Annotated in this window: 21 protein-coding genes; 9 read left to right on the top strand and 12 right to left on the bottom strand. The window is 60.9% G+C overall.

Annotated elements, in window-relative coordinates; genetic code table 11:
- Window positions 1-81 precede the first annotated feature (81 nt).
- The 4 genes from rimK (at window position 82) to IF204_RS03610 (ending at window position 4,438) form a co-directional block, all read left to right on the top strand.
- Complete coding sequence (rimK, locus tag IF204_RS03625) at window positions 82-1,497, top strand: 30S ribosomal protein S6--L-glutamate ligase (protein ID WP_194098132.1); 1,416 nt, start codon at window positions 82-84, stop codon at window positions 1,495-1,497.
- A gap of 138 nt (window positions 1,498-1,635) precedes the next feature.
- Window positions 1,636-2,577, top strand: coding sequence for a nucleoside hydrolase (locus tag IF204_RS03620; protein ID WP_194094753.1), 942 nt, complete (start codon window positions 1,636-1,638; stop codon window positions 2,575-2,577).
- Window positions 2,574-3,023, top strand: a complete 450-nt coding sequence (locus tag IF204_RS03615) for a GNAT family N-acetyltransferase (protein ID WP_194094751.1) — start codon at window positions 2,574-2,576, stop codon at window positions 3,021-3,023. The genes IF204_RS03620 and IF204_RS03615 overlap by 4 nt, the downstream gene beginning before the upstream one ends.
- Window positions 3,024-3,058: 35 nt before the next feature.
- The gene (locus IF204_RS03610) at window positions 3,059-4,438 is read left to right on the top strand and encodes a protein adenylyltransferase SelO (protein WP_194094749.1); all 1,380 of its coding nucleotides are present in this window, start codon (window positions 3,059-3,061) and stop codon (window positions 4,436-4,438) included.
- Between the two features lie 67 nt (window positions 4,439-4,505).
- On the opposite strand, the gene IF204_RS03605 is transcribed toward IF204_RS03610, so the two are convergent.
- The 6 genes from IF204_RS03605 to IF204_RS20040 are packed head-to-tail and all read right to left on the bottom strand — an operon-like array spanning window position 4,506 to window position 8,359.
- Complete coding sequence (locus tag IF204_RS03605) at window positions 4,506-4,991, bottom strand: DUF3299 domain-containing protein (RefSeq protein ID WP_228069049.1); 486 nt, start codon at window positions 4,989-4,991, stop codon at window positions 4,506-4,508.
- Window positions 4,991-5,500, bottom strand: a complete 510-nt coding sequence (locus IF204_RS03600; RefSeq protein WP_194094745.1) for a DUF3299 domain-containing protein — start codon at window positions 5,498-5,500, stop codon at window positions 4,991-4,993. Before IF204_RS03600 ends, IF204_RS03605 begins: the two co-directional genes overlap by 1 nt.
- Complete coding sequence (locus tag IF204_RS03595; RefSeq protein WP_194094744.1) at window positions 5,497-6,747, bottom strand: ABC transporter permease; 1,251 nt, start codon at window positions 6,745-6,747, stop codon at window positions 5,497-5,499. Before IF204_RS03595 ends, IF204_RS03600 begins: the two co-directional genes overlap by 4 nt.
- Window positions 6,744-7,439: an ABC transporter ATP-binding protein gene (locus IF204_RS03590; RefSeq protein ID WP_194094742.1), complete on the bottom strand. Its 696-nt coding sequence runs from the start codon at window positions 7,437-7,439 to the stop codon at window positions 6,744-6,746. Before IF204_RS03590 ends, IF204_RS03595 begins: the two co-directional genes overlap by 4 nt.
- 3 nt (window positions 7,440-7,442) lie before the next feature.
- A complete protein-coding gene (locus IF204_RS03585; RefSeq protein WP_194094740.1) occupies window positions 7,443-8,012 on the bottom strand; it encodes a ZrgA family zinc uptake protein in 570 nt (189 codons plus the stop codon).
- A 44-nt stretch (window positions 8,013-8,056) separates the two neighbouring features.
- Window positions 8,057-8,359 (bottom strand): DUF6525 family protein, encoded by a 303-nt coding sequence (locus IF204_RS20040; protein WP_228069047.1) that lies wholly within the window; start codon window positions 8,357-8,359, stop codon window positions 8,057-8,059.
- Between the two features lie 312 nt (window positions 8,360-8,671).
- On the opposite strand from IF204_RS20040, the gene serS reads away from it, so the two are divergent.
- Window positions 8,672-9,964 carry a serine--tRNA ligase gene (gene serS, locus IF204_RS03580; RefSeq protein WP_194094738.1) on the top strand — a complete coding sequence of 431 codons (1,293 nt, stop codon included), beginning with the start codon at window positions 8,672-8,674 and terminating at the stop codon, window positions 9,962-9,964.
- 94 nt (window positions 9,965-10,058) lie between these two features.
- The gene (locus IF204_RS03575) at window positions 10,059-10,760 is read left to right on the top strand and encodes a tryptophan-rich sensory protein (protein ID WP_194094736.1); all 702 of its coding nucleotides are present in this window, start codon (window positions 10,059-10,061) and stop codon (window positions 10,758-10,760) included.
- On the opposite strand, the gene der is transcribed toward IF204_RS03575, so the two are convergent.
- The 3 genes from der to IF204_RS03560 are packed head-to-tail and all read right to left on the bottom strand — an operon-like array spanning window position 10,753 to window position 14,225.
- Complete coding sequence (der, locus tag IF204_RS03570) at window positions 10,753-12,210, bottom strand: ribosome biogenesis GTPase Der (protein WP_194094734.1); 1,458 nt, start codon at window positions 12,208-12,210, stop codon at window positions 10,753-10,755. The two genes, IF204_RS03575 and der, sit on opposite strands and share 8 nt — an antisense overlap.
- A 48-nt stretch (window positions 12,211-12,258) precedes the next feature.
- Entirely contained in the window at window positions 12,259-13,569 is a 1,311-nt protein-coding gene (locus IF204_RS03565; protein ID WP_194094732.1) for an outer membrane protein assembly factor BamB family protein, read from the bottom strand.
- A gap of 20 nt (window positions 13,570-13,589) precedes the next feature.
- Entirely contained in the window at window positions 13,590-14,225 is a 636-nt protein-coding gene (locus tag IF204_RS03560) for a hypothetical protein (protein ID WP_194094730.1), read from the bottom strand.
- A gap of 231 nt (window positions 14,226-14,456) precedes the next feature.
- Here IF204_RS03560 and IF204_RS03555 point away from each other — a divergent pair, with 231 nt between their 5' ends.
- Together IF204_RS03555 and IF204_RS03550 are read left to right on the top strand one after the other, a co-directional pair.
- Window positions 14,457-15,551: an efflux RND transporter periplasmic adaptor subunit gene (locus tag IF204_RS03555; RefSeq protein ID WP_194094727.1), complete on the top strand. Its 1,095-nt coding sequence runs from the start codon at window positions 14,457-14,459 to the stop codon at window positions 15,549-15,551.
- The gene (locus IF204_RS03550) at window positions 15,548-19,159 is read left to right on the top strand and encodes an efflux RND transporter permease subunit (RefSeq protein ID WP_194094724.1); all 3,612 of its coding nucleotides are present in this window, start codon (window positions 15,548-15,550) and stop codon (window positions 19,157-19,159) included. The genes IF204_RS03555 and IF204_RS03550 overlap by 4 nt, the downstream gene beginning before the upstream one ends.
- A 52-nt stretch (window positions 19,160-19,211) precedes the next feature.
- Here IF204_RS03550 and IF204_RS03545 read toward each other — a convergent pair whose 3' ends face one another.
- From IF204_RS03545 to IF204_RS03535, 3 genes are all read right to left on the bottom strand, one after another.
- The gene (locus tag IF204_RS03545; protein ID WP_194094722.1) at window positions 19,212-20,405 is read right to left on the bottom strand and encodes a multidrug effflux MFS transporter; all 1,194 of its coding nucleotides are present in this window, start codon (window positions 20,403-20,405) and stop codon (window positions 19,212-19,214) included.
- A gap of 67 nt (window positions 20,406-20,472) precedes the next feature.
- On the bottom strand, window positions 20,473-22,293 hold the full coding sequence (locus IF204_RS03540) for an ABCB family ABC transporter ATP-binding protein/permease (RefSeq protein WP_194094720.1): 1,821 nt from the start codon (window positions 22,291-22,293) through the stop codon (window positions 20,473-20,475).
- Between the two features lie 56 nt (window positions 22,294-22,349).
- Complete coding sequence (locus IF204_RS03535; protein ID WP_194094718.1) at window positions 22,350-23,906, bottom strand: LysM peptidoglycan-binding domain-containing protein; 1,557 nt, start codon at window positions 23,904-23,906, stop codon at window positions 22,350-22,352.
- Between the two features lie 151 nt (window positions 23,907-24,057).
- On the opposite strand from IF204_RS03535, the gene IF204_RS03530 reads away from it, so the two are divergent.
- On the top strand, window positions 24,058-24,603 hold the full coding sequence (locus tag IF204_RS03530) for an LOG family protein (RefSeq protein WP_194094716.1): 546 nt from the start codon (window positions 24,058-24,060) through the stop codon (window positions 24,601-24,603).
- Window positions 24,604-24,632 lie beyond the last annotated feature (29 nt).

Genomic DNA, 24,632 nt, shown 5'->3' with positions numbered 1-24,632 from the left:
GTTGTTATTTTCCGCCAGCCCTTGTTAACGCAGGGGGCAAATAGACGCAGGAGTCCTTCCATGACCAACGACACCGACGACATGCAGAACCTCATGCGTTTCGGCTGGGAAGAATGGGTCGCCCTGCCCGATCTGGGACTGCCTGCGATCAAGGCGAAGGTTGATACCGGCGCACGGACATCGGCGCTCCATGCCTTCGACATCGAAACCTTCGGCCCCGCCTCCGCACCCAAAGTCCGCTTTACCGTGCAGCCTGTTCCCGGACGCGAGGACCTGATGATCCCCTGTTCAGCCAAGATCGTCGACAGGCGCAGCGTCACGTCATCCAATGGCGAATCCGAAATGCGCTATGTCATCGCCTCGAAGATGCAGGTCGGCGATGAAAGCTGGCCGATCGAACTGACCCTGACCGACCGCTCGGGGATGCATTCTCGTATGTTGCTTGGCCGCGAGGCCCTGAAGGATCATATCACCATCGTCGCGACGGAGCGCTACCAGCAACCCAAGCTCAGCTACGACGTTTACACCACCGCCCGTGTCCGCCACGCCGCGCCGAACCGCGCGCTGCGCATCGCTGTCCTCAGCCGCGAGGATAACTACTCCACGCGCCGCCTCGTCGAAGAGGGCGAAAGACACGGCCACACGGTCGAGGTAATCGACACCAGCCGCTGCTATATGGCCATCAACGCAATGTCGCCCGAGGTGCACTATGACGGCAAGCGCCTGCCACGCTACGACGCCGTGATCCCGCGCATCGGCGCGTCGATTACCTCCTATGGCACCGCCGTAATCCGCCAGTTCGAAACGATCGGTGTGTTCTGCCTCAACGGCTCCGATGGCATCACCGCGAGCCGCGACAAGCTCGCCGCTCACCAGATCATGGCCCGCCATAAGATCGGCATGCCGAACACAGCCTTCGCCGCCTCCCCTAAGGACACGGACTCGCTCATGCGCCTCGTCGGCACCGCGCCGCTGATCGTGAAACTACTCGAGTCGACCCAAGGCAAAGGCGTCGTCCTTGCCGAAACCAAGAAAGCCGCCCAGTCGGTCATCGACGCCTTCCGTGGTCTCAAGGCCAACTTCCTCGTGCAGGATTTCGTCAAGGAAGCCGCAGGCGAGGATATCCGCTGCTTCGTTGTGGGCGGCAAGGTCGTTGCCTCAATGAAGCGCACAGGCGCTGATGGTGACTTCCGCTCCAACCTGCATCGCGGCGGCTCCGCGCAGTCAGTCCGCATCAGCAAAGAGGAACGCGAAACTGCCGTCCGCGCAGCCAAAGCGTTCAAGCTGAACATGGCGGGCGTCGATTTGCTGCGTTCTGAATCCGGCCCGAAAGTGCTTGAGGTAAACTCCAGCCCCGGTCTCGAAGGCATCGAGGTCGCCACCAAGAAAAACATCGCCGGCATGTTGATCGATCACATCGAAGACCGCGTCCGACCGACCCCGATCCGTGGCCGCACCGTCGACGATGACGACGGATCACAGACGCCGACCAAGTGACCCGCCGATTTTCATTCTGACAAAAATACCTCGGGGTGAATGGCCGCAGGCCAGAGGGGCAGCGCCCCTCCTCCCCGAATTGGCCTTGCACGCCCTTTCCATGCCAGCCACAGTGCTCGCAAATTTGAAGAGGGCTCTATGTCACCCCGTAAAATCATTATCGATACCGACCCCGGTCAGGACGACGCGGTCGCCATCCTCCTTGCCATCGCCAGCCCCGAAGAGATTGACCTCCTCGGCGTGACGGCGGTCGCTGGGAACGTACCGCTTCCACTGACGCAAAAGAACGCCCGTATTGTCTGCGAACTGGCTGGGCGCCCTGATATCAAAGTGTTCCAAGGCTGCGATGCCCCGCTTTCGCGCAAGCTCGTCACTGCCGAACATGTCCACGGCAAAACCGGCCTCGACGGTCCCGTCATGCCTGACCCGACCATGCCGCTTCAGGACCAGCACGCCGTCGACTTCATCATCGACACTCTACGTGCAGAACCCGCAGGCACCGTCACGATTTGCCCCATCGGACCGCTGACCAACGTCGCAGCGGCTTTCGAAAAAGCCCCTGACATCATCGAAAAGGTGCAGGAAATCGTCCTTATGGGCGGCGCCTATTTCGAGGTCGGCAACATCACGCCCGCCGCCGAGTTCAACATCTACGTGGACCCCGAAGCCGCTTCTATCGTATTCAAATCCGGCGTCCCGATTACCATGATGCCGCTCGACGTGACCCACAAAGCGCTGACCAACAAGGCCCGCGTCGATGCCTTCCGGAACATGGGCAGCAAGGTCGGCACGATGGTCGCCGAATGGACCGACTTCTTCGAGCGTTTCGACAAGGAAAAGTACGGCTCCGAAGGCGCGCCGCTCCATGATCCCTGCACCATCGCCTACCTGATCAAGCCCGAGCTTTTCTCGGGACGCCACATCAACGTGGAGATCGAAACCACGTCCGACCTCACGCTGGGCATGACCGTCGCCGACTGGTGGCGCGTCACCGACCGACCCGCGAATGCGATGTTCATGAAGGATATCGACACCCAAGGTTTCTTTGACCTGCTGACCGAAAGGCTCGCGCGCCTATGACGACGTCGATCCGCCTCGCCACGCCAGACGACAAAGCGCCGCTTCTGGCGCTCATGGCTCGCGCCGTGGAAGAAGCAGGCCACGTGTCTGACCCCGAACTCCATGACCGCGCCGTGGCTCCGCTGCTCGAAAGCGGCCCGTACGGCGCCGTCTGGCTGGTAGGCCCGCAGCGCGCGCCATTGGGCTATGTGGTCGTGACGTTCAGTTGGTCCGTCACCACGGCAGAGACAGAGGGCTGGGTGCAAGAGGTCTACATACGCCCCAGCGTTCGCAATCGCGGCATCGGCACAGAGGTGCTCCACGCCGTGGCCGTCGCCCTCGGCAAAGGCGGCGTCGGCGCTCTGCATGTCCACCTTCCGCAGGATCAGGACGGCCTCCGCCGGTTCTGCGAAAAGGTCGGCTTCCGCGCACAAGACGACATTCTGGTCCTGACCGACCGCCTCTGATTGCGCTTTGCGGGCAGCGCCCCCATGTAGGTCCCATGCAGATTTTCGACTTCGACAATTCCTACGCCCGCCTGCTGCCGCATATGTTTACCCGTCAGGAACCAGCCAAGGTTCCCGCGCCGAAACTGATCGCGCTGAACGAAAGCCTCGCGCGTGAGCTCGGCGGCAATCTTGAGGCGTTGAAGTCCCCCGAGGCCGCAGAGGTATTCGCTGGCAATACCATTCCTGACGGTGCAGAACCCATCGCCCAAGCCTACGGCGGCCACCAGTTCGGCCAATGGAATCCTGGCCTTGGCGACGGCCGTGCTGTGTTGCTGGGCGAAATCGTAACCCCCAAACGCGACCGCTTCGACCTCCAGCTCAAAGGCTCGGGCCGCACGCCCTATTCCCGTGCTGGCGACGGCAAAGCGTGGGTCGGCCCCGTCATTCGCGAATACATCATGTCCGAAGCGATGCACGCCCTCGGTGTCCCGACCACGCGCGCCCTCGCTGCGGTGACGACCGGCGAAACCGTCGTCCGCGAAGCCGCCCTCCCCGGCGCTGTTTTGACACGCGTCGCACAAAGCCACATCCGCGTCGGCACCTTCCAGCTTTACGCCTACCATCAGGACATCAACGGCCTCAAATCGCTGTTCGAACACACGGCAGAGCGCCACTTTGGCGGAGAAACCAACCCCGCCATGGTCCTGCGCGACATGATGACCCGCCAAGCCAAACTGATCGCCCAGTGGATCGGCCTCGGCTTCATCCACGGTGTGATGAACACTGACAACATGCTGATCAGCGGCGAAACCATCGACTACGGCCCCTGCGCGTTCATGGACGCCTACCACCCGCACACGGTATTCTCGTCCATTGACCACCAGCGCCGGTATGCCTATTCGAACCAGCCGCAAATTGCGGTCTGGAACATCGCGCAGTTCGCCTCTTCGATGATCCCGCTAATGCCCGATCAGGACGCCGCGATCGAAGAGTTCACAGGCATCGTCAACAAATTCGCCGACCTCTATCAGGCCGAATGGCGCCGCATCTTCGCCGCCAAGCTCGGCCTCCAGCCCGACGAAGCATCCTTTGCCCTCACCAACCGTCTGCTCACGATGATGGCAGAAGTCAGCGCAGATTTTACCAACACCTTCGCCACACTCGGTCAGCCGCTCGACCATCCTGACCACGCACAATGGCTCAAGGACTGGTCCGCGCAAAATCCCAACCTCGACTTCGCGGCGAAGACCAACCCGCAGGTCATCCCGCGCCTTCACCACATCGAGGCCGCCATCGCCAGCGCGATCTACGAGGACTACGGCCCCTTCAACGCGCTCCTCTCAGCCGCGACAAACCCGTTCACCAAGAACGAGGCCTACATGTCGCCGCCAACCGAAACCGAGCGCGTCCGTCAAACCTTCTGCGGCACCTGACGCCCGCCTTTGTGCAAAAAATATCCCGAGGGAGCGGCAAAGCCGCGGGGGCAGAGCCCCTCCGCGCTTACTCGTAAGGCACGATCCTGTCAGCAGAGAGTGCATATCCGACCTCGGCCAGCTGGGTGGAATTGGAGGCCGCGCCGAACATACCTGTGACCGTGACCGGCTCGAATAACCCACCGGACTCATAAGGGCGATCAGTCGTGACCAGCACCAACTGGTTCGCAGGCGGCGGCGGGACGTGGATGCATGCGCCAACGTAAGGCACAAGCATGAAGGTTTTTACTGCGGTGCCGTCGTACTCCATCGGGATCACAAAGCCAGACAGGCGGACTGTCTGACCGTTCCAGTCCGTGCGAACGCCGGTCGATGCGGGCTGACTGATCGCCGCCGCGCCGTCGTGTTCGACAACGCCGCTGGGTCCGGTTGCTTCGCCTTCGGGCATGAGGTCTTTCCACTCGATATCGAAGACCTCGTCGGCCATCCCGGGAAGGCCGAAAGCCATCAACGCAACCGAAGTCAAAAGCACGCCTCGGCGGGTGGGCTGCATTACGTCCATTCGTAAATTTCCATCTTCTCGGCTTTAATTTCATAGCCCATCTGCGCCAGCTCGTTGCTTTGCAGCTTGGCGGACATGGTCCCATAAACCCACACGGCATCGAACAACTGATCGTTTGGCCAAGGGGTCTCGCTCATCACGAACACCACCTGATTGGGCGGAGGCGGCGGTACATGGATGCAGGCACCAGTGTAAGGCACAAAGACAAAGCTCGTGACACCTTCCGTCCCCACATCGATCGGGATGATGTAGCCCGGCAGCTTCACCGCCATGCCGTCAAGAGCCATGTTGAGCTTCACCCCGTTCTCATCAAACACCGGGTTCCACGTATCATTCATCACGTCCATCTCGCCGTTCCCGATAATCTCGGAATACGGCACGCCGGGCGGGATCAGGTCGTCCCACGTGATCTCCTGATAGTCGGCAGCGAGAGCAGCGCGAGACAAAACTGCCGCCGCGGTGGTCGTTAACAAAAGCTGTCTGCGGGAAAGTCGGATCATATTCTCACCATCATGCCATCTGCGAGCGAGAGGCGGTAGGCGCGCAGCGCCGGAACGAGGCTGGCGAGTGCCGCCGCCAAAATCACCGCGCCGAGCAATTGAATTTCATAGAGCGAGGGTGCCTCAATCGGGAGCCAGATGCCATAGGCGGCGTCGGCCCACGGCTGGAAAACCATCAGTCCGGCGTAGAGGATTACAACACCGAGCGCCGCGCCGATGGCTGCCATCAGGACTGCCTCCAGCACCAGCATGCCGAGGATCGTCACGGGGCTCGCGCCAACCGCACGCCAGATCGCCATCTCCCGCCGCCTCTCGTTCAGGCTGGAGAAGATCATCGCCATCATCCCGATTAGCGCGGTCAGCACGACCATCGCGGACACGCCGATCAGTGCGTTTTCGGCTACCCCGACGATCTGCCAGAGCTCTTGCAGGGCGACACCGGGAAGGACTGCGAGCAGAGGCTCTTCGGCGTATTCGTTGATCCACCGTTGTAGTCCAAATATTTGAAGACGGGATTTCACCCCGACCAGCGCCGCTGTGATCGCTTGCGGCTGAAGGTTCATCTGGCGGATTTGCTCGACCGGCGTTGCGGGTCCGCCGGACTTCGCGCCCGTCTGCCAGTCGATGTGGATAGCCTCGATTGCCTCCAAGCTGACAATCACCGTGCGGTCAACGGGCGTGCCGGTCTTGGCGAGGATACCAGCAATACGGAACGGCTGGTCGTCATGTTCGGTAAACGACGCAAGGCCATGTGCCACCACTATCGGGTCGCCCACTTTGTACCCGAGCGTTTCGGCCACGTCGGCGCCGACGACAGTATCGTAAAGGTCACCAACTCCCTGCCCGTCCGCAAATTCGAGCGAGCGGCCACCGCGGAATTTGTAGCGGTCAAAGAACTCGTTGGTCGTGCCCATCACGCGGAACTGCTTATGGCTGTCGCCCAGCGAGATCGGCACGATCCAGTCGACCTCTTCACGGTTTGCGATGTCCTCGTAGCTTTCCCACGTCACATTGTTCGTTGCGTTGCCGATGCGGAACACGGAATAGAGCAGCAGCTGTACCGAACCCGACCGCGCGCCAACAATCAGGTCGGTGCCCGAAATCGTATCGGCAAAGCTATCGCGGGCACCGGTGCGGACTTTTTCTACCCCGAGGAAGAGCGCGACCGACAGAGCAATGGCGATGATCGTCATACCGACCGTCAGGGCGCGGGCGATAAGCGAGCCGAAAGCGAGACGGAAAATCATGCGGCGGCCCTTTCGGTTTTGACGATGTCCTCAAGGCGGATGACGCGGTCGAACCTGTCGCCGAGCCGTTCGTCGTGACTAACCATGAGCACCGCCGATCCAGCCTCTCGTGTCTGACGGAACAGGAGTTCAAGGAACGTGTCCTGTGTCGCCGCATCCAGCGCAGAAGTCGGCTCGTCCGCGACTATCAAAGGCGGGCGACCGATCAGCGCACGCGCCACGGCGACACGTTGCTGCTGGCCAACGCTCAGACGCCCCGCAGGCGTATTCATCACGCCATCAGGCAGACCAAGGTCAGTGCAAAGGCGGGCAGCTTCGGCGTTGCCATCACCCGCACGCTTGCGCCGCTCGGGCGAAAACCTGAGTGGAAGCAAGATGTTATCAACCACGCGGCCATAGGGAAGCAGATTGAACTGCTGGAAAATCACCCCGATATTTTCGGAGCGGAAACGGTCCCGCGCACCGACCCGTAGCTTTCCGAGGTCAGTGCCGGAGACCTGCACCTCGCCCTGATTGGCGGCAACAATCCCGCAGATCAATGACAGCAAAGTGGATTTGCCCGACCCGCTTTCACCAAGGAGCAGGACCCTTTCGCCCTGCCCCAAGGCAAACGACGGACACGTCAGTGCAAAGCCGCCCTTTCCCGGCCATGAAAATCGGACATCGGAGAGTTTTAAAGCGGCTTTGGTCATGGCTTAGTTCAGGGTCAGTTTGGCGACGTGGTGGTCAATCTCGGCGGAACCGGCACCTGCATCGGTGACGTATTGCGCTTCGATCTCGTGGGCGTTCTCGAACCGAGTGAAGAACGGAAACTCGATGCTGGTCAAAGCAGAGGTATCTTCGCAGTCAAACACGTAGTGCGCTTCGAATTCGGTATGGCGCGCACCTTCTTCTTCGTGTTCGTGTTCGTCGTGGTCATCATGTCCTTCTTCATGCTCTTCGCCGTCATGAATGTGCAGCTCGGCCATTGCGTCGACAGGCGCACAGCCCGCCGCGTCGTTGAAAACAAACAGCTCGTCAGCGCGCATGAGCTGGGCAATCGCGTCCTCAACAGCTGCAAGGTCGACATCCGTGCTCGGCTCGTATTCGAAACCGACGATGTCCATGCCAGGCGCCTCTAGGTGCATCTCAACGGTGGTGCCTTCGACGGCCATCTCCAGCTTGCTGACGCCGTGAACGTGCGCGCCCATTTCGCGGTGTCCGTCTTCGGCAAACAGCGGAGCGGCGGCGACAGTGGCGAGAACCGCCAGACCAATGGTTTTCATTGTAATTCCTTTCGGTATTCGGCGCGCAATACGCGCCCAGTATGTCAGTTTTTTGATATGCTGCGACCCGCTACGGGCTGCGTTGGCAAATTTTGGGCCACGAGACCCATTCGCTCGCGACCGAGGCACTGCCGCTCTGCCCTGTCCAGCCTTTCCAGTACGGCTTCGACGCTCTCCCCTTTGGACCTCGCGCGGAGCCAGATGCGGCGGCACGATGCAGGCGACCATGGCATCGCAGCGCCAGCCATCCACTGACGCAGCGCGAGAGGAAGAGCGTCGAAGTCACGCATAGGGTCATTGCGCCGTCTACGTTTGCGCAGGCCATTCCGGCCGAGGTTTCCATTCATCTTGAGAACGATCCTGTGCACTGGCGTAGTTGGGACACGGCATGACCTCTTCGGTCCCGGCAACGGATGCGCCGAGTATTCTTGAGCGGACTAAAAAGGGATTTTCAAATCAGCAGACCGACAGAGCCGGCCGCAATTCGGCGTTGGACAAAGGCGTGACGAGGCTCCGTTTGCTTCGGTCGGCTAACTGTTATGTTATATCATATCATCCCGCAAGGGGTGTCTTGAAAGTTTCACAGTCACCTTGGCCCTTCCCTCGTGTTAGAGGCCGTGCAATAAGCACCGCGTCATTCAAACCAAGGAGACGGAACTATGCATGACATCCGCTTTATCCGCGAAAATCCGGCAGCCTTTGATGCCGCCCTCTCGCGTCGTGGAGCATCGCCGGTTTCGTCAGAAATCCTTGCCATCGACGAAGCGCGCCGTGCGCTGATCCTCGCTGCCGAAACCGCGCAGGCCGAGCAGAACAAGGCGTCGAAAGAAGTCGGTGCGGCCAAGGCCAAAGGCGACGAGGCCGAGTTCGAACGCCTCCGCGCGCTGGTCGCTGAAAAGAAAACAGAAATCGCGCAGATGCAGGAGCAGGCCAAGCAGAAGGACGAAGAGTTGAACACGCTCCTCCTGACGCTGCCGAACATGCTCTATGATGATGTGCCCGATGGTGCCGACGAAAACGACAACGTCGAAATCGGCCGTTGGGGCACCCCGCGTTCGTTCGACTTCAAACCGGTGGAGCACTACGACCTTGCCGGTGTGAAGAAGGGCATGGACTTCGAAGCGGGCGCCAAGCTTTCGGGCAGCCGTTTCGTTGTGCTGACTGGCGGCGTTGCTCGCATCCACCGTGCGCTGGCCCAGTTCATGCTGGACTTCCACGTCGAAAATCACGGTCTGACCGAAGCCATCACCCCCGTGATGGTCAAGGAAGACATGATGTACGGCACCGGCCAGCTTCCGAAGTTCGGCGAGGACAGCTACCAGACCACCAACGGCTGGTGGCTCATCCCGACCGCCGAAGTCACGCTGACCAACCTCGTCAACGGCGACACGATCGAAGAGTCGACCCTGCCGATGCGCTACGCCGCGCATACCCAGTGCTTCCGTTCGGAAGCGGGTTCGGCCGGCCGCGATACCTCGGGTATGCTGCGTCAGCACCAGTTCGAGAAGGTCGAGATGGTATCGATCGTCCACCCCGACGAGTCGGAAAACGAGCACGCGCGTATGACCCGTCAGGCCGAAGCGATCCTCGAGGCGCTCGAACTGCCCTACCGCACCATGAAGCTCTGCGCGGGCGATATGGGCGCTGGTATGAAGCGGACCCACGACCTCGAAGTCTGGCTGCCCGGTCAGGACAAGTACCGCGAGATTTCGTCGGTATCGACCGCTGGTGACTATCAGGCGCGCCGCATGAACGCCCGCTTCAAGCCGACCGAAGGCGGCAAGCCGCAGTTCGTTCATACGCTGAACGGCTCGGGCCTTGCTGTTGGCCGCACGCTCATTGCGGTTCTGGAAAACGGCCAGAACGAAGACGGTTCGGTCACGCTGCCCGCCTCGCTTCATCCGTATCTGCGGGGCAAGACGGTGCTGAACGCAGCCGGTGATCTGGAATAAGAAAAGGGCGCTTCGGCGCCCTTTTTTATTTTGCGGAACAAGCGTTTCGGGTGCAGCGTTGATCTAGTGTACTCCGCCGGACGTAGGACTTCGCATGAAACGCTATCTTCCTTGGCTGACCGCCTTCTTCTCGCTGACCTTTGTCTTTGCCCCGCTCGTGACAGAGCCGTTCACCGGCTACGAGGAAGGCCAGATCCCCGTTTTCATGGATCAGCCGCCCATCCAGCCCGCGGGATACGCGTTCAGCATCTGGGGCGTCATCTACACATGGTTGATCGTTTCGGCGGTCTATGGCCTCTGGAAACGGCGTGACGATTACCAATGGCAACTGGTGCGCGGCCCGCTCGCGCTGAGCCTCGCGCTCGGCACGCTCTGGCTCGCGATTGCGAATGCGACGGTCATCTGGGCGACGGTGGTCATTCTGGTGATGGCAGGCGTCACCGTGCTCGCCCTACTCCGCTCGCCTGACAAGGATTTCTGGTGGCTGAAGGTGCCGCTCGGCCTCTACGCAGGCTGGCTGACGGCTGCGTCGTTCGTATCGCTGGCCATCGCGGTCGCAGGCTACGGCATCCTGAGCTACCAGGCCGCGTCGATCCTGTTCCTTGCAATTGCGATGTCGGCTGCGATCCTTGTGCAGATGATGCCGCCCAGCGGCCCTGCCTACGGGATTGCCGTGATTTGGGCGCTGGTCGGGATCATCGTGCAGAACGGCGCCGACAATTGGATTATGTCGGCGCTTGCCGGTATCGGCATCGTTCTGCTGCTCAGCCGTCTGGCCCGTCGCGCCTTTACTTAAGGTGCTTGGACAGCTTGGACGGCTGCTTTTTCTTCTTGTTCTTATACGGGTTCTTTTCACCCTGATCGCGCAGGTAAAGGCGGATCGGGGTACCCGGCATTTCAAAGTCTTCGCGCAGACCGTTAATCAGGTAACGCTCATAGCTCTCGGGCACCTTATCGGGGTGCGAGGTCATGACAACGAACTGCGGAGGACGCGTCTTCACCTGAGTGACGTAACGCATCTTGATGCGCTTGCCCTGCGGTGCGGGCGGCGGGTGCTGCTCCAGCATCCCAACCAGCCAGCGGTTCAGCGCGGAGGTCGACACGCGGCGGTTCCACGTCACGTAGGCCTTCATGATCGCTGCGTGCAGACGGTCGAGGCCTTTGCCGGTCTTGGCCGAGACGGTCACCATCGGAGCGCCGCGCAGCTGCGGCAGAAGGCGACCGAACTTCTCGCGAAGATCGTTCAGCTTTTCCTGCTTGTTGTCTTCGGCGTCCCACTTGTTGACGGCGACGATCACCGCGCGGCCTTCACGTTCGGCGAGGTCGGCGATGCGAAGGTCCTGTTGTTCGAACGGAATCGACACGTCGAGCAGAACGACCACGACTTCGGCGAACTTGACCGCGCGAATACCGTCAGCGACCGAGAGCTTTTCCAGCTTCTCATTCACTTTGCCTTTACGGCGCATACCGGCGGTATCGAAGATACGCATCGGCACGTCTTCCCACGTGGTGCGGACCGAGATTGCATCGCGGGTGATGCCTGCTTCCGGACCGGTGAGCAGACGCTCTTCACCGATGATCTTGTTGATAAGCGTGGACTTACCCGCGTTCGGGCGACCGATGACGGCGATCTGGAGCGGCTTGCTCTCGGTCGGCATCATGATCTCGGGCTCTTCGCCCTCTTCGAACTCGTCCCAGTCCTCGATATCGACGTCGACCTCGGGCGCATCGGCAGCGGCGCGTTCTTCGAACTGTTCCGAGAGCGGCAGCAGCATGTGATACAGCTCGTCCAGACCCTCGCCGTGTTCGGCGGACAGGCGGATCGGCTCGCCAAGGCCGAGCGAGAACGCTTCGAGGTAACCGCCCTCACCCGCACGCCCTTCGGATTTGTTCGCAGCGAGGATCACGTGCGCGTTTTTCTTGCGCAGGATGTCGGCAAACACTTCATCGGACGGGGTGATACCGGCGCGGGCATCCACGAGGAAAAGGCATACATCGGCCATCTCCACCGCGCGCTCTGTCAGGCGGCGCATACGGCCCTGAAGGCTGTCGTCGGTGGCTTCTTCAAGACCGGCAGAATCGATGACCGTGAACTTGATGTTGCCGAGCTTTGCCTCGCCTTCACGCAAATCGCGAGTCACACCCGGCTGGTCGTCGACCAAAGCGAGTCTCTTACCAACCAGACGGTTGAACAGTGTCGATTTGCCCACGTTCGGGCGACCGACGATAGCGAGCGTGAATGTCATGGCAAATGCCCTTTCTAGTCAGAAAAGGGGCGATACACCATTATCGCGTCAACGGAAAGCCAACAGTTTGCCGTCTTGGGACACGACGTAAAGTACACCGCCGGCGACTACCGGATTGGATGCTGCGCCGCCACGAACCTCGGTCTGACCGACCAGCGCGCCCGATGCCGGATCGAACTGGCGCAGGTTGCCGTCGGACGATGCGACATAAAGCTGACCGCCCGCCATGACAGGACCGTAATGAGCGTAAGCCGCGTTCGACAGACCGAAGCGACGCTCGATCATATCGGGCAGCGATTGGCGCCAGATGACGTTGCCGGAATTCTTGTCGAGGCGGACCAGCTCGTTCACATCATTGACGAAGTAGAGCGAGTTGCCCGTCAGCTGGATCGGACCGATGGCACCGTCTTTGGCGGTCCACTCGATTGCGCCAGTTGCAAGGTTCATCGCAGCAATGCGGCCCACCGGATTGCTGGCGTACACGGTACCGCCGTCGATGACCGGAGAGCTGGAAACACCAGTAAATACAGTGCCGACAGCGTAGCCGAGGCGCTCACCCGCGACAGCCGAATTCCAGCGATTTGTGCCGCCGTTGCGGAAGGTCGCGATGATCTGGCCCGACGGGAACGGGAACAGCGACAGGTCACTGCCGATCGCAACGCTCGCGCCAGAACCGTAGCGGGTTTCCGATGTGATGCCGTCGACGGTCCACTTCACGCGGCCATTCGCGGCGTCGAGCACCCAGCCGCGGCTATCACGGCTCGCGACATAAACCATGCCGTTAGCAACGGTCGGCGCGGCTGCACCGGCGGAGTTCAGATCCTGACGCCAGACGATGCCGCCGTTCGATGTGTCGAGCGCGATGATTTCGCCATAACCGGAGGTCGCGTAGATGATGCCGCCTGCAACGGCCATACCGCCTGCGGGACCGGCGACGCGCTCACCAACGGGCTTCAGGTTCGACTGCCACAGGCGCGCACCTACGGTGGAGGTGGCAACCAGTTGCGAGTCGGAATCAATCGTGTAGACCACACCGCCCGCAACGATGGGGTCGGCGGCCAGTCGGGCGCGCTTTTCGTTGCCCGCACCGATATCGGCCGAGAACAGAAGCTGCGGCGTTCCGCCAAAGGCTGCGTTCTGGACATTGTGCTGGGCGTTGCCGCCGTTCTGCGCCCAGTCGGCGTTGTTCGTTGCAGCAGGGATCGAAGCCGCCAGCGCGATATTCGCTTCGGCCTGAGGCGCAGCGTAGGTGCCATCGCGGAAATCGACGCGTTCACCCGGAAGGATGACGTCGGTGCCGCCGCAACCTGCCAGAGCAGCCAGCAGGACCGAGCTGCTAAGTAGTGTCCGGATCGACATTGGCTGCCCCCTCTATCGCGTTATTCGGCGTCGCCGCCCAAAGAAACAATCAGCGTTCCTGCGCGGTCACGCAAGCCCCGAGTCGTCGATGCATCGTTTTCGATACGCGTCAGGATTTCGAGAGCTTTCTCGCGCTCACCTGCTTCGACATGCGCCAGAGCGATCTGCTCCAGTGCAAGCAGATTTAGCGGGTTGGAGACGTCCGTAAAGGGTTCAAATGCCGCAATTTTCTCTTCGGCGGTCATGTCCTGCGCATCGAGGAGCATGGCTTTGAACGCCGCGACGTTCACGTAGATGCTCTGCACGCCCTCGACGTCGGCAATCTTGCGGTACGCGGCAATCGCGGCTTCGCGGTCGCCTGCGTCAACTGCGGTCGATGCTTCGAGCATAAGCGCAACAACGCCCTGCGGCAGTTCGTTCAGTGCTGCGCTACGCGATGCGGAGTCGTTGTTCTCCATCGCCGCGAGGATCGCATCGCCCTTGGCCTGCGCAGCAGCGCGTTCCTGCGCGCCGGTATACTCGAAATAGGCGGTACCACCGACCAAACCGACAACTGCGACAACAGCGATCCAACCATAACGGCGGATCATGTGATAAAGACGGTCGCGGCGAAGCTCTTCCGCCACCTCGTCTACGAAACTATCGTTATTGCTCATTTCGCCTTCCGACGGTCGGCCCGCCTGTCACTTTCAATTCGGTCAACGTCTTATCGTGAAGCGGGCGCAATTGCCAAGCCCTACGGAAAGGTCGGGGAATGCTGCCTTGCAGCAACTTTGCGTGGAATTTAATCTGAACGGGCCTGTTTACCGTAAAGAAAACTATACGGACTAAGCCCGTTGCGGGTATGCGGCTGGGAACAGCCATCAAAGGCCTTTGGGGGAACACGAATGCGTATTTTACCGCTGATGACATCGGCGTTGGTGACAGCTGCTCTTTACTTCGCAATTGCGGAGCGCGACCAACTTCTGGCCTTCGCCCAAGTCGAAGAACCGGACGAAGCGGAAACCGAGGTCATTGAAACCACTGAGGCGCCGAGCCTCATTCGCGTTGTCGTACAGCATTCCGTGGCCGAGGCGATTGACAATGCCGTGATCCTGCGCGGCCAGACCGAAGCCGCACGGCAGGTCACGGTTCGAGCGCAAACCGCCGGTCAGGTCGTCTCCGATCCGCTGCGCAAGGGTGCTTATGTCAACGAAGGCGACGTCCTTTGCCGCATTGACATGGCCTCCCGCGAGGCGTCGCTTGCCCAAGCAGAAGCCGCGCTGAGTGAAGCCGAGCTAAGCCTATCCGCCGCAGAGAAGCTGAACACCGAAGGCTACGCTTCGGAAACACGCCTCCGCGGCGCCGAAGCCGCCGTGTCTGCCGCGCGCGCTGCGCTGGACAACGCAGAGCGCGACATCCGCAACACCGAAATCACCGCCCCCTTCGGCGGCCTGCTGGAAACCGACACCGCAGAGCTGGGCACCCTCCTCAGCACCGGCGGCGAATGCGCAACGATCATCCAGCTCGACCCGATCAAGCTTGTGGGCTTCCTGCCCGAAACCGAGGTCGAGCAGGTACAGATCGGTTCGCGCGCTTCGGCAGAGCTCGCTTCGGGCCTGACAACCGAAGGACGCGTGAACTTCATCGCCCGCTCCGCAGATGCGACCACCCGCACCTTCCGTGTGGAAATCGAGGTTCCGAACGCCGACCTGTCGATCCGCGACGGCCAGACAGCGGAGATCATGATCGCCACCGACGGACGTGAGGCGCACCTCGTTCCCCAATCCGCGCTCACGCTCAACGATGATGGCATTCTGGGCCTGCGTATCCTCACAGCCGAAAACGTGGTAGAGTTCGCTCCGGTCGAGGCCGTGCGCGATACCATCGACGGTATCTGGGTTGCGGGCCTCGAACCCGAGGCCGACATCATCGTCGTCGGTCAGGAATATGTTGTTGAAGGCGTCACCGTAGCACCGACCTTCCGTGAGGATGCGTTATGACCGGAATGATCGACTGGGCCGCGTCACGGGCCCGCATGGTGATCCTCTTCATCCTGCTTTCTATCGTGGCAGGATGGGGCGCTTACACCTCGCTCCCGAAAGAAGGCGAACCGGATATCGAAATTCCGGCGCTCTTCGTGTCAGTGCCCTTCCCCGGCATTTCCGCAGCCGACTCCGAAACGCTGCTGGTCAAGCCGATGGAAACCGAACTCGGTGACCTCGACGGGCTGAAAAAGATGACCTCCAACGCCGCCGAAGGTTATGCCGGTGTCGCGCTGGAATTCGAATTCGGTTGGGACAAGACCAAGACAATGGCCGACGTCCGCGACGCGATGAACAGCGTCGAGGGCAAGTTCCCCGCTGGTGCCGACAACTACTCGATCAACGAGATCAACTTCTCCGAATTCCCGATCATCATCGTGAGCCTCACCGGCAACGTGCCGGAGCGCACTTTGATCAACGTCGCCAAAGACTTGCAGGAAGAAGTTGAAGGTATTGACGCCGTCCTGTCCGCCGATCTGAGCGGTCAGCGTGACGAGATGCTAGAGGTTGAAATAGATCCGCTGCGCCTTGAGGCGTACAACGTCACGGCTGGCGAGCTCATCAACGTGGTCACCCAGAACAACCTGCTGATCGCAGCGGGTGAAGTCGAAACCGATCAGGGTAATTTCGCGGTCAAGATCCCCTCGTCCTTCGACACGCCCTCCGACATCTACGACCTGCCGGTCAAGACGAACGGCGACCGCGTTGTTACGCTCGGTGACCTCGCCACGATCCGTCTGACGTTCGAAGACGCCGAAAGTACCGCCCGCTTCAACGGCGTAAAAACGGTCGCTTTGCAGGTTGTAAAAGCCCGCGGCTACAACCTTATCGACACCGCGACACTGATCCGCGAAACCGTCGAGGAAGCCCGTGCAAACTGGCCCGAAGACCTCCGCGCAGCGATCCAGGTCAGCACCTCGAACGACCAGAGCCGCACCGTGGATTCGATGGTCAAACAGCTTGAAGGCTCAGTTCTGACGGCGATCGCGCTGGTGATGATCGTGGTGCTCGCTTCGCTCGGCACCCGCTCCGCCCTGCTCGTCGGCTTCTCGATCCCGACGTCGTTCCTGCTGACCTTCCTGCTGCTCGGCGCGATGGACGTGACAATCTCGAACATCGTGATGTTCGGCCTGATCCTCGCGGTCGGTATGCTCGTCGACGGCGCCATCGTAGTCGTGGAATACGCCGACAAGCGCATCGACGAAGGCCTCGGCCCCATGCACGCCTACACCGAGGCAGCCAAGCGCATGTTCTGGCCAGTCATCTCCTCGACCGCGACCACGCTTTGCGCGTTCCTTCCCATGCTTTTCTGGCCCGGCGTCCCTGGTCAGTTCATGGGGATGCTGCCCGTCACGCTGATCTTCGTTCTGTCGGCTTCGCTGGTCGTCGCGTTGATTTTCATGCCCGTACTGGGCGGTGTTCTTGGCCGTATCAGCCGCAGCTTCGGACACGCCTCCGACCGCTTGCGCAAGCTGCCGTGGATCATTCGCGCGGTGATGTGGCTGACTGCTGTCGCAGCGATGCTCGCAGGGGCACTTTCGGCCGTGAACCCCGCGCTAATCGGACAACAGAGCTTCATGCTCGGCTTCCTGATCTTCTGCGTCGCTTCGGCGGCCATGTCGATCACGATGGGGTCGCTGAAGTACCAACGTAAGGCCAAGCGCGTCGACACCAGCTATCGCCGCTCGCCGTTCGGCTGGTTCATGTGGGCGATCACGAATAACCCCGTGATGCCGATCATCACCATCGTGGCGATCATCGGCTTCGTGGTCGTGGTCTTCGATTACTTCGGCAAGAACAACAACGGGGTCGAATTCTTTACCGAAACCGAACCGGAGCAATCCATCGTCTACGTGCAGGCGCGCGGTAACCTCAGCCTCGCTGAAAAAGACGCCCTCGTCGCGCAGGCAGAGGATATCGCCCTAAGCACGCCCGGCATCGAGTCGGTCTTTGCTTTCTCCGGCGCTGGCGGCCTCAACGCGAACACGGCCGGTGCCGAAAGCCCGCGTGACGCCATCGGTCAGCTTCAGCTTGAACTGATCCCGTGGGACGACCGTCCGGCCTATGCCATCGCAAACGACATTCCGCTGGAAGAACTCGACGGCAATGCTGTCATGGCCAACCTGCAGTCGCGCCTTGATCAGCTGCCGGGTATCCGCACGGAAACGTTGAGCCTTGCTATGGGCCCTGCGTCGGCCAAGCCGGTGAACCTGCGCCTCAAGTCCGACGACTGGGACGACCTGCTGGCAGCCACCGCTGCGGCCCGCGCGCACATGGAGACGATGCCTGCCCTCACCCAGATCGAGGACAGCCGCCCCCTCCCCGGGATCGACTGGGAGATCAATGTCGATGTCGAGAAGGCAGGTCGCTACGGCGCCGACGTCGCCACTGTTGGCGCGATGGTGCAACTCGTCACGCGCGGCATTCTGCTCGACACGATGCGGGTCGATAGCTCTGACGAAGAGATCGAAATTCGTGTGCGCCTGCCCGAAGAAGACCGTGTCCTTGCGACGCTCGACAGCCTGAAGGTTCGCACGCAAAACGGCTTGGTTCCGCTGTCGAACTTCATCACGCGGCAGCCCGTGCCAAAGCTCGCACAGATCGACCGGATCGACCAGAAACGCTACTTCGATCTGAAGGCTGGCGTCACTGACGGGATGGTCGTGCTGACCAACGTCGAAACCGAAGAAAAGACCTACATCGCCGAAGATGCACTGACTGCCGAGCAGCAGCGCATGATCGACCGCGGTGAACTCACGCGCGCTGTCGTCAACGGCAACGAACGTATCACCGCGCTCGAAGAGTGGCTACTGACGGACGGCAACCTGCCCGCTTCGGTAAGTTTCGAATGGGCCGGCGACATGGCCGATCAGGAAGAAAGCCAAGCCTTCCTGCAAACCGCCTTCGCCGGTGCGCTGGTCCTGATGTTCATCATCCTGCTCGCCCAGTTCAACAGCTTCTACAACTCGGTGCTGGTGCTGCTCGCGGTCATCCTGTCGACCGCCGGTGTGCTGGTTGGGATGCTGGTTATGGATCAGGCTTTCTCGATCATCATGACTGGTACTGGCATCGTCGCACTGGCGGGGATCGTGGTAAACAACAACATCGTTCTGATCGACACCTATCAGGAATACACGCGCTACATGCCGAAGCTGGAGGCGATTGTGCGCACCGCGCAGGACCGTATCCGCCCCGTGCTGCTGACGACGATCACCACTATGGCGGGCCTTGCGCCGATGATGTTCGGCCTCAGCCTCGACTTCATCAACGGGGGGTATTCCATCGACAGCCCGACCGCGCTCTGGTGGAAGCAGCTTGCAACCGCAGTCGTCTTCGGCCTCGGTATCGCGACGGTCCTGACGCTGATCTTTACACCTGCCATGCTGGCGCTGCGCGTGTGGGTTGCTCGGGCGCTTGCCGCTGTCTTCGCCCGTTCGGGTCAGCGTTCGCGCCTGGCACGGTCACTGCGGAAGTGGGCGAAGGATGAGGCGTCCACTGACCTCATCTGGACCGATCCTCCGGCGGCCGTGAGCACGCCGAAACCGCACCTGAGGGCGGCAGAATAATAAAAAGGCCACCCCGCGGGGTGGCCTTTTCAGTTAAACGTATCGCGTTCTTTTATGCGAAGCCGACACGCGGCGCACGGACCGTCAGCAGGGTCAGCGTCAGGCAGATCGCACCGCAGAAACCAATCGCGACGACCATCGGCGTGGCAGTGCCATCAAAGAACGGCCCCATGATCGCGACCATAACGGCGCCAGTGATCATCTGCGATGCACCGCCGAGCGAGGAGGCCATGCCGGCAATCTCCCCGTGGTCATCAAGCGCAAGAACCATGCTCGACGGAATGACGACACCAAGGCCGGCATTGGCGCCGATCAGCATCGCCATGATGACGACGAGGTGACCGCCAAAAGCCAGCGTTACGAGTGCCAGACCGATGGTGAAGGTCGCAAAAACCATCACACCGTAGCGGATCAGGCGCTCTGCCCCCAGACGCGCACCCAGCGGACCCGCGATCTGCGAGGTGCCGAAGAAACCCAGCGCATTGGCCGCGAAAGCCAGCGAGAACTGGGTTTCCGTCAGGCCGAACTGGTTGGTGTAAACGAACGACGCGCTGGCGATGAAGATGAAGAAGCTGCTGAAACCGAACGCGCCGATGAAGGTCAGGCCCATGAAACGCGGGTCACGGACCAGCACCTTGGCCGCACGGCCGAGCGAGGCAACACGGAACGGCATCCGGCGCTCTTTCGGCAGCGTCTCGGGCTGCATGAAGTGCAGCGCGCAAATGCTGAGGATGGTGACACCCGCCAGCACCCAAAACACATCACGCCATTCACCGAACGCGAGAACGCCGCTACCTGCGAGAGGCGCGAGCATCGGGGACACCGCGATGACCAGCATGACCATGGACATCAGCTTGGTTGCTTGGGGACCGGTGTGCATGTCGCGGATGATCGCGCGGGGAATGACGCCGAAGGACGCAGCGCCAAAGCCCTGAAGCGCGCGCGAAATGGCGAGCGACGTCAGATCGTTCGACAGCGCACAGCCGACCGAAGCCAGCAGGAAGATGGCCAGACCGACGTAAAGCGGCACCTTACGGCCCGCTTGGTCGGCCCACGGACCGTAGATGAGCTGCGCCACGCCGAACGTGACGAAGTAGGCAACGAGGGTGATCTGCGCTTCGGCCTCGGTCACACCAAGTTCGGCAGCGATCGTCGGAAGCGCAGGAAGGAACATGTCGATCGCGAATGGACCGACCAATGACAGGAGGCCAAGCACGAATGCGGCGCGGGCTAATGAAGGTTGCATTATCTATCCAAACTGCGACATTTTATCTCAATGCAGTCTGTCTAGGCCTTGCTGCGCTGCGGCGCAATCAGGCGGCGTCCTCCGATGCCTGTTTTCTCCAGAGCTGCGCATAGCGCCCTCCTCGTGAGAGAAGCGCTTCATGACGGCCTTTTTCAACGATTTCACCATGTTCGAGCACGATAATCTCGTCGGCCTCTGCAATTGTGCTCAGTCGGTGTGCGATAGTGATCACAGTCCGCCCTTCGCCCATTTCCTGAAGCTGCGCCTGGATGTACCGCTCCGTATCCGTGTCGAGCGCCGAAGTTGCCTCGTCCAGCAGCAGGATCGGCGGGTTTTTCAGGATCGTGCGGGCGATGCCTACACGCTGCTTTTCGCCGCCCGACAGCTTCAGGCCGCGCTCACCGACTTCAGTGTCGTATCCACGTGGAAGGCTCATCACGAAGTCATGGATCTTGGCTGCGCGGGCGGCGGCGATGACCTCGTCCTCGGACGCTTCGGGATTGCCGTAGGCGATGTTGTAGCGGATGGAGTCGTTGAACAGCACCGTGTCCTGCGGGACCACGCCGATCATCTGATGCAGACTGTCCTGCGTCACGTCGCGCAGGTCCTGTCCGTCGATGCGGATCGCGCCGCCAGTGACGTCGTAGAAACGGAACAACAGACGTCCGATGGTCGATTTACCGGAGCCGGACGAGCCGACGATCGCAACGGTTTTCCCCGCTGGTACGGTCAGAGAAATGCCTTTCAGAACAGGACGCTCCGGCTCGTAAGCGAAGTGAACATCCTCGAACGTCAGCTCACCGCCGCGCACGTGCAACAGGGAAGCGTTCGGCTTGTCCGTAATCTCGGGCGGCATATCGAGGAGGCCAAACATATCGCCCATATCGATCAGCGCCTGACGGATCTCGCGGTAAACCGTGCCGAGAAAATTGAGCGGCATGGTGATCTGGATCATGTAGGTGTTCACCATGACGAAATCGCCAACGGTGAGCGAGCCGTTCCGCACGCCGACAGCCGCCATCACCATGACGGCAACAAGGCCGCCCGTGATAATCAGTCCCTGCCCGAAGTTCAGCAGTGCCAGCGAGTTGGTGGTGCGCACAGCAGCGGCGGCGTAGCGCTCCATCGAACGGTCGTAACGATTGGCTTCCCACGTCTCCGCGCCGAAGTACTTCACGGTCTCGAAGTTCAGCAGGCTGTCGATGGCCTTCTGGTTCGCATCGGTGTCCTGCTTGTTCATCTCGCGGCGGATTTTTACGCGCCACTCGGTGACTGAGAACGTGAAGGCCACATAGAGCGCAATCGTGATCGCTACGACGACGAGATACCAGACGTCGAAGAACGCCATCAGTGCGATGCCGATCAGGATCAGTTGCAGGACAAGCGGCCCGAGGCTGAAGAGGATGGTGCGCAGCAGGAAGTCGACACCCTTCACCCCGCGTTCGATGATGCGGCTGAGCCCTCCCGTCTTGCGTGTGATGTGATAGCGCATCGACAGGCGGTGGATGTGGGTGAAGGTCTCGATGGCGAGCTTGCGCAATGCACCCTGCCCGACCTTCGCGAAAATCACGCTACGCAGCTGCTGGAAACCGGTGTCGCCGAGCCGCGCGAGGCCATAGGCGAGCGTCAGACCGACCGCGCCAAGCGCAAGGAAGGTGCCGCCCGCCGCGCCTTCAGGGGCAAGTGCATCAACAGCCTGTTTATAAAGGATCGGGGAGCCGACAGCGATCAACTTGGCCAAGAGCAGCACGAACAGCGCCGCGACCACGCGGATACGGAAGTTCAGATTGTCTTTGGGCCAGAGATAAGGCGCGACGCGGCGGATGATGGACCAGCCTTCGATGGGCTCTCCACTCAGATTGGCGTCGGTTTTTTGAAGACGTTGCATCAAGACTCCCGTGGCTACCGGCGCACCCTAGGCGCGCCGGTAGGGGAAGACCAGACTTACTCTTGTTCGAGTTCCGGCAGGACGAACACCTGACCGGGGTAGATCAGATCCGGATCGCGGATCAGGTCTTTGTTCGCCTCGAAAACGTAGACGTATTTCACGCCGTCGCCATAGGCCGCACGGGCGATCCGCCAAAGCGAGTTGCCCGGCTGTACGACTTTGACCGAGATGCCGTCGTCGGATTGGTCCACTCCAATCGCGGTGGCGATATCGGTAGGGTCTTCGCGCTTGAACGGGGTTTCGATACGGCTGACGACCTCGCCAGCCTCGTCGGTTTCGTCCGCGCGGAGCGTGTAGACGCCCGTTTCGACTTCAGGCAGGTCGGTGCGCCAGTCGCCAGTCTGCTCGATCGGAGCGGACACGAGCGGGCTGTTGTCGAGGTACAGCTGTACATTACCTGCCTGCCCCGACGCACGGCCCGAAACGCTGACGTTGCCTTCATCGTTGTAGGTGATGGTGTCGACGGTCACCGAAGGCGAGCGCTCCTCGTCACCCGACTGCACCACGCGAACGCCGTCGTTGTCGGCCAGCAGAACGGTGTCGGAGGTCGTGTCCTCGACCTCTTCAACGCCGGTGAGCTCGGTAGACTGTTCCTCCGCAAGCTCTGCGGTCGGCTGTTCTTCGGTTACCGCAGGTTCAGAGGCTTCGGCGACCTCAGTCGCTTCGTTTGCCGGAGCTGCCGGTTCATCAGCGCTGACTTCGGTCACCTCGGTGCTTTCTTCGGTCACAGGCTCTTCGGCTTGGGTGGCCTCGGCAGGCTCGGCAGCCTCTTCGATCGGTTCTTCTTCAACAGCCGCAATCTCTACAGGCTCTTCCGCAGCGGGTTCGTCACTCGCAAGTTCAACCGGAGTTTCGGTCTCCGGCGTTGCAGGGCGCTCGGGTTGGTCCGTATTAACCTCAGCTAGTGCGAGTTGCTGCTCTTCCGCGGGCTCAGCGGTTTCGTCAGCAGTCTCCGGGCGCTTGACCACGTCCGCACCGATGAGCACCGTTTCCTCGGAAACGATCGCTTCGCCTTCGGGATCGGCCACGAGGTACAGCTGGCGCGGCTGATCGGACGGTTCAAGCGTGAAGAACGCAAAGAAACTGCCGTCACCATCGGTTTCAAGCGATTGCAGGATCACATCGTCCAGCATCACATCCACACGGCCGCCGGCAGTGAAACGGCCCGCAATGGTGCCCATGCCGTCGGCCTCGATACGCACATCTTCGATGGTCGGTGCGGCAATTGCGGGAGCCTCGGCGGTATCGGTTTCGACCGGAGCGGCAACAGGCTCTTCCGGCTCATCAACTGCTTCAGGCTCGGGCGCGGGCTCGTCATCCACCACAGGCGCAGCGTCCACGACGGGCGGCTGCTCGACCGCAGGCTCTTCGGCAACTTCCGGCTCATCTGCCGGCACAGCCTCAGGTTCCGCTACAACCTCCGCAGGTTCTTCGGTATCCGTCTGTGCAACGGCAACCTGGTCTTGCGGTTCGGGAGTGTCCTCTCCCGGTGCCAGAAAAATTGCGCCCAGAATGCCGACAACCACGACCGCCCCGACGGCAACGGTTGTCATCAGGCCGCTGCGGCCTGTTGTACTTTGATCTTGCGACAAGTTTGTCCCTTCCCTGCGCAATTGCCGCAGAGCGGCAAAATCTGTTGTCGGACATTATCAACGGGTCTATTCAGGGTCAAAGACTACCATAACAAATATGTGAGACCCTGCGATGAAATCGGTATGTGTGTACTGCGGATCGCGCAGCGGAAAGCGCCCTGAGTATAATCTGGCCGCCGAACAGACAGGTCAGATGCTCGCAAAGCGCGATTGGCGACTCGTTTACGGTGCTGGTGATGTGGGTCTGATGGGGACGGTTGCGCGCTTTACCCAACTGGCAGGCGGCAAGACCTTCGGTGTCATCCCCGAACATCTGGTGCGTTGGGAAGTCGGCAAGAGCGACCTCGACAGCTACATCGTGACCGAAACGATGCACGAGCGGAAGAAGGTCATGTTCATGAACGCCGACGCGGTGCTGATGCTGCCGGGCGGCGGCGGATCGCTGGACGAGTTCTTTGAAGCACTAACATGGCGGCAACTCGGTCTGCACCAGAAGCACATCGTCCTGCTGGATGTCGAAGGCTACTGGCAGCCGCTTATCGCGCTCATCGACCATTTCATCAGCGAAGGTTTCGCGGATGCGTCGCTGAAGGATTTCATCAGCGTGGCCACGACGGTTGAAGAGGCCGAAGCGATCTTAGAGACCGCCTTCACCTAAGAAAAAGAGCGCCGCGAGGCGCTCTTTTC

This window comes from Marivivens aquimaris (assembly GCF_015220045.1).
GTDB classification, from domain to species: domain Bacteria; phylum Pseudomonadota; class Alphaproteobacteria; order Rhodobacterales; family Rhodobacteraceae; genus Marivivens; species Marivivens aquimaris.
The sequence above is the reverse complement of the archived record's forward strand: the minus strand, read 5'-3'. Positions and strand labels throughout refer to the sequence as shown.

Excerpts from the sequence above, each read along its gene's own strand:
- IF204_RS03620 (WP_194094753.1), top strand. The coding sequence starts at position 1,636 with ATGTCACCCCGTAAAATCATTATCGATACCGACCCCGGTCAGGACGAC.
- serS (WP_194094738.1), top strand. The coding sequence starts at position 8,672 with ATGCATGACATCCGCTTTATCCGCGAAAATCCGGCAGCCTTTGATGCC.
- IF204_RS03595 (WP_194094744.1), bottom strand. The coding sequence starts at position 6,747 with ATGATTTTCCGTCTCGCTTTCGGCTCGCTTATCGCCCGCGCCCTGACG.
- IF204_RS03565 (WP_194094732.1), bottom strand. The coding sequence starts at position 13,569 with ATGTCGATCCGGACACTACTTAGCAGCTCGGTCCTGCTGGCTGCTCTG.
- IF204_RS20040 (WP_228069047.1), bottom strand. The coding sequence starts at position 8,359 with ATGAATGGAAACCTCGGCCGGAATGGCCTGCGCAAACGTAGACGGCGC.
- IF204_RS03575 (WP_194094736.1), top strand. The coding sequence starts at position 10,059 with ATGAAACGCTATCTTCCTTGGCTGACCGCCTTCTTCTCGCTGACCTTT.
- der (WP_194094734.1), bottom strand. The coding sequence starts at position 12,210 with ATGACATTCACGCTCGCTATCGTCGGTCGCCCGAACGTGGGCAAATCG.
- rimK (WP_194098132.1), top strand. The coding sequence starts at position 82 with ATGCAGAACCTCATGCGTTTCGGCTGGGAAGAATGGGTCGCCCTGCCC.
- IF204_RS03530 (WP_194094716.1), top strand. The coding sequence starts at position 24,058 with ATGAAATCGGTATGTGTGTACTGCGGATCGCGCAGCGGAAAGCGCCCT.
- IF204_RS03610 (WP_194094749.1), top strand. The coding sequence starts at position 3,059 with ATGCAGATTTTCGACTTCGACAATTCCTACGCCCGCCTGCTGCCGCAT.
- IF204_RS03550 (WP_194094724.1), top strand. The coding sequence starts at position 15,548 with ATGACCGGAATGATCGACTGGGCCGCGTCACGGGCCCGCATGGTGATC.
- IF204_RS03545 (WP_194094722.1), bottom strand. The coding sequence starts at position 20,405 with ATGCAACCTTCATTAGCCCGCGCCGCATTCGTGCTTGGCCTCCTGTCA.
- IF204_RS03560 (WP_194094730.1), bottom strand. The coding sequence starts at position 14,225 with ATGAGCAATAACGATAGTTTCGTAGACGAGGTGGCGGAAGAGCTTCGC.
- IF204_RS03615 (WP_194094751.1), top strand. The coding sequence starts at position 2,574 with ATGACGACGTCGATCCGCCTCGCCACGCCAGACGACAAAGCGCCGCTT.
- IF204_RS03540 (WP_194094720.1), bottom strand. The coding sequence starts at position 22,293 with ATGCAACGTCTTCAAAAAACCGACGCCAATCTGAGTGGAGAGCCCATC.
- IF204_RS03600 (WP_194094745.1), bottom strand. The coding sequence starts at position 5,500 with ATGATCCGACTTTCCCGCAGACAGCTTTTGTTAACGACCACCGCGGCG.
- IF204_RS03535 (WP_194094718.1), bottom strand. The coding sequence starts at position 23,906 with ATGACAACCGTTGCCGTCGGGGCGGTCGTGGTTGTCGGCATTCTGGGC.
- IF204_RS03555 (WP_194094727.1), top strand. The coding sequence starts at position 14,457 with ATGCGTATTTTACCGCTGATGACATCGGCGTTGGTGACAGCTGCTCTT.
- IF204_RS03590 (WP_194094742.1), bottom strand. The coding sequence starts at position 7,439 with ATGACCAAAGCCGCTTTAAAACTCTCCGATGTCCGATTTTCATGGCCG.
- IF204_RS03605 (WP_228069049.1), bottom strand. The coding sequence starts at position 4,991 with ATGCAGCCCACCCGCCGAGGCGTGCTTTTGACTTCGGTTGCGTTGATG.
- IF204_RS03585 (WP_194094740.1), bottom strand. The coding sequence starts at position 8,012 with ATGAAAACCATTGGTCTGGCGGTTCTCGCCACTGTCGCCGCCGCTCCG.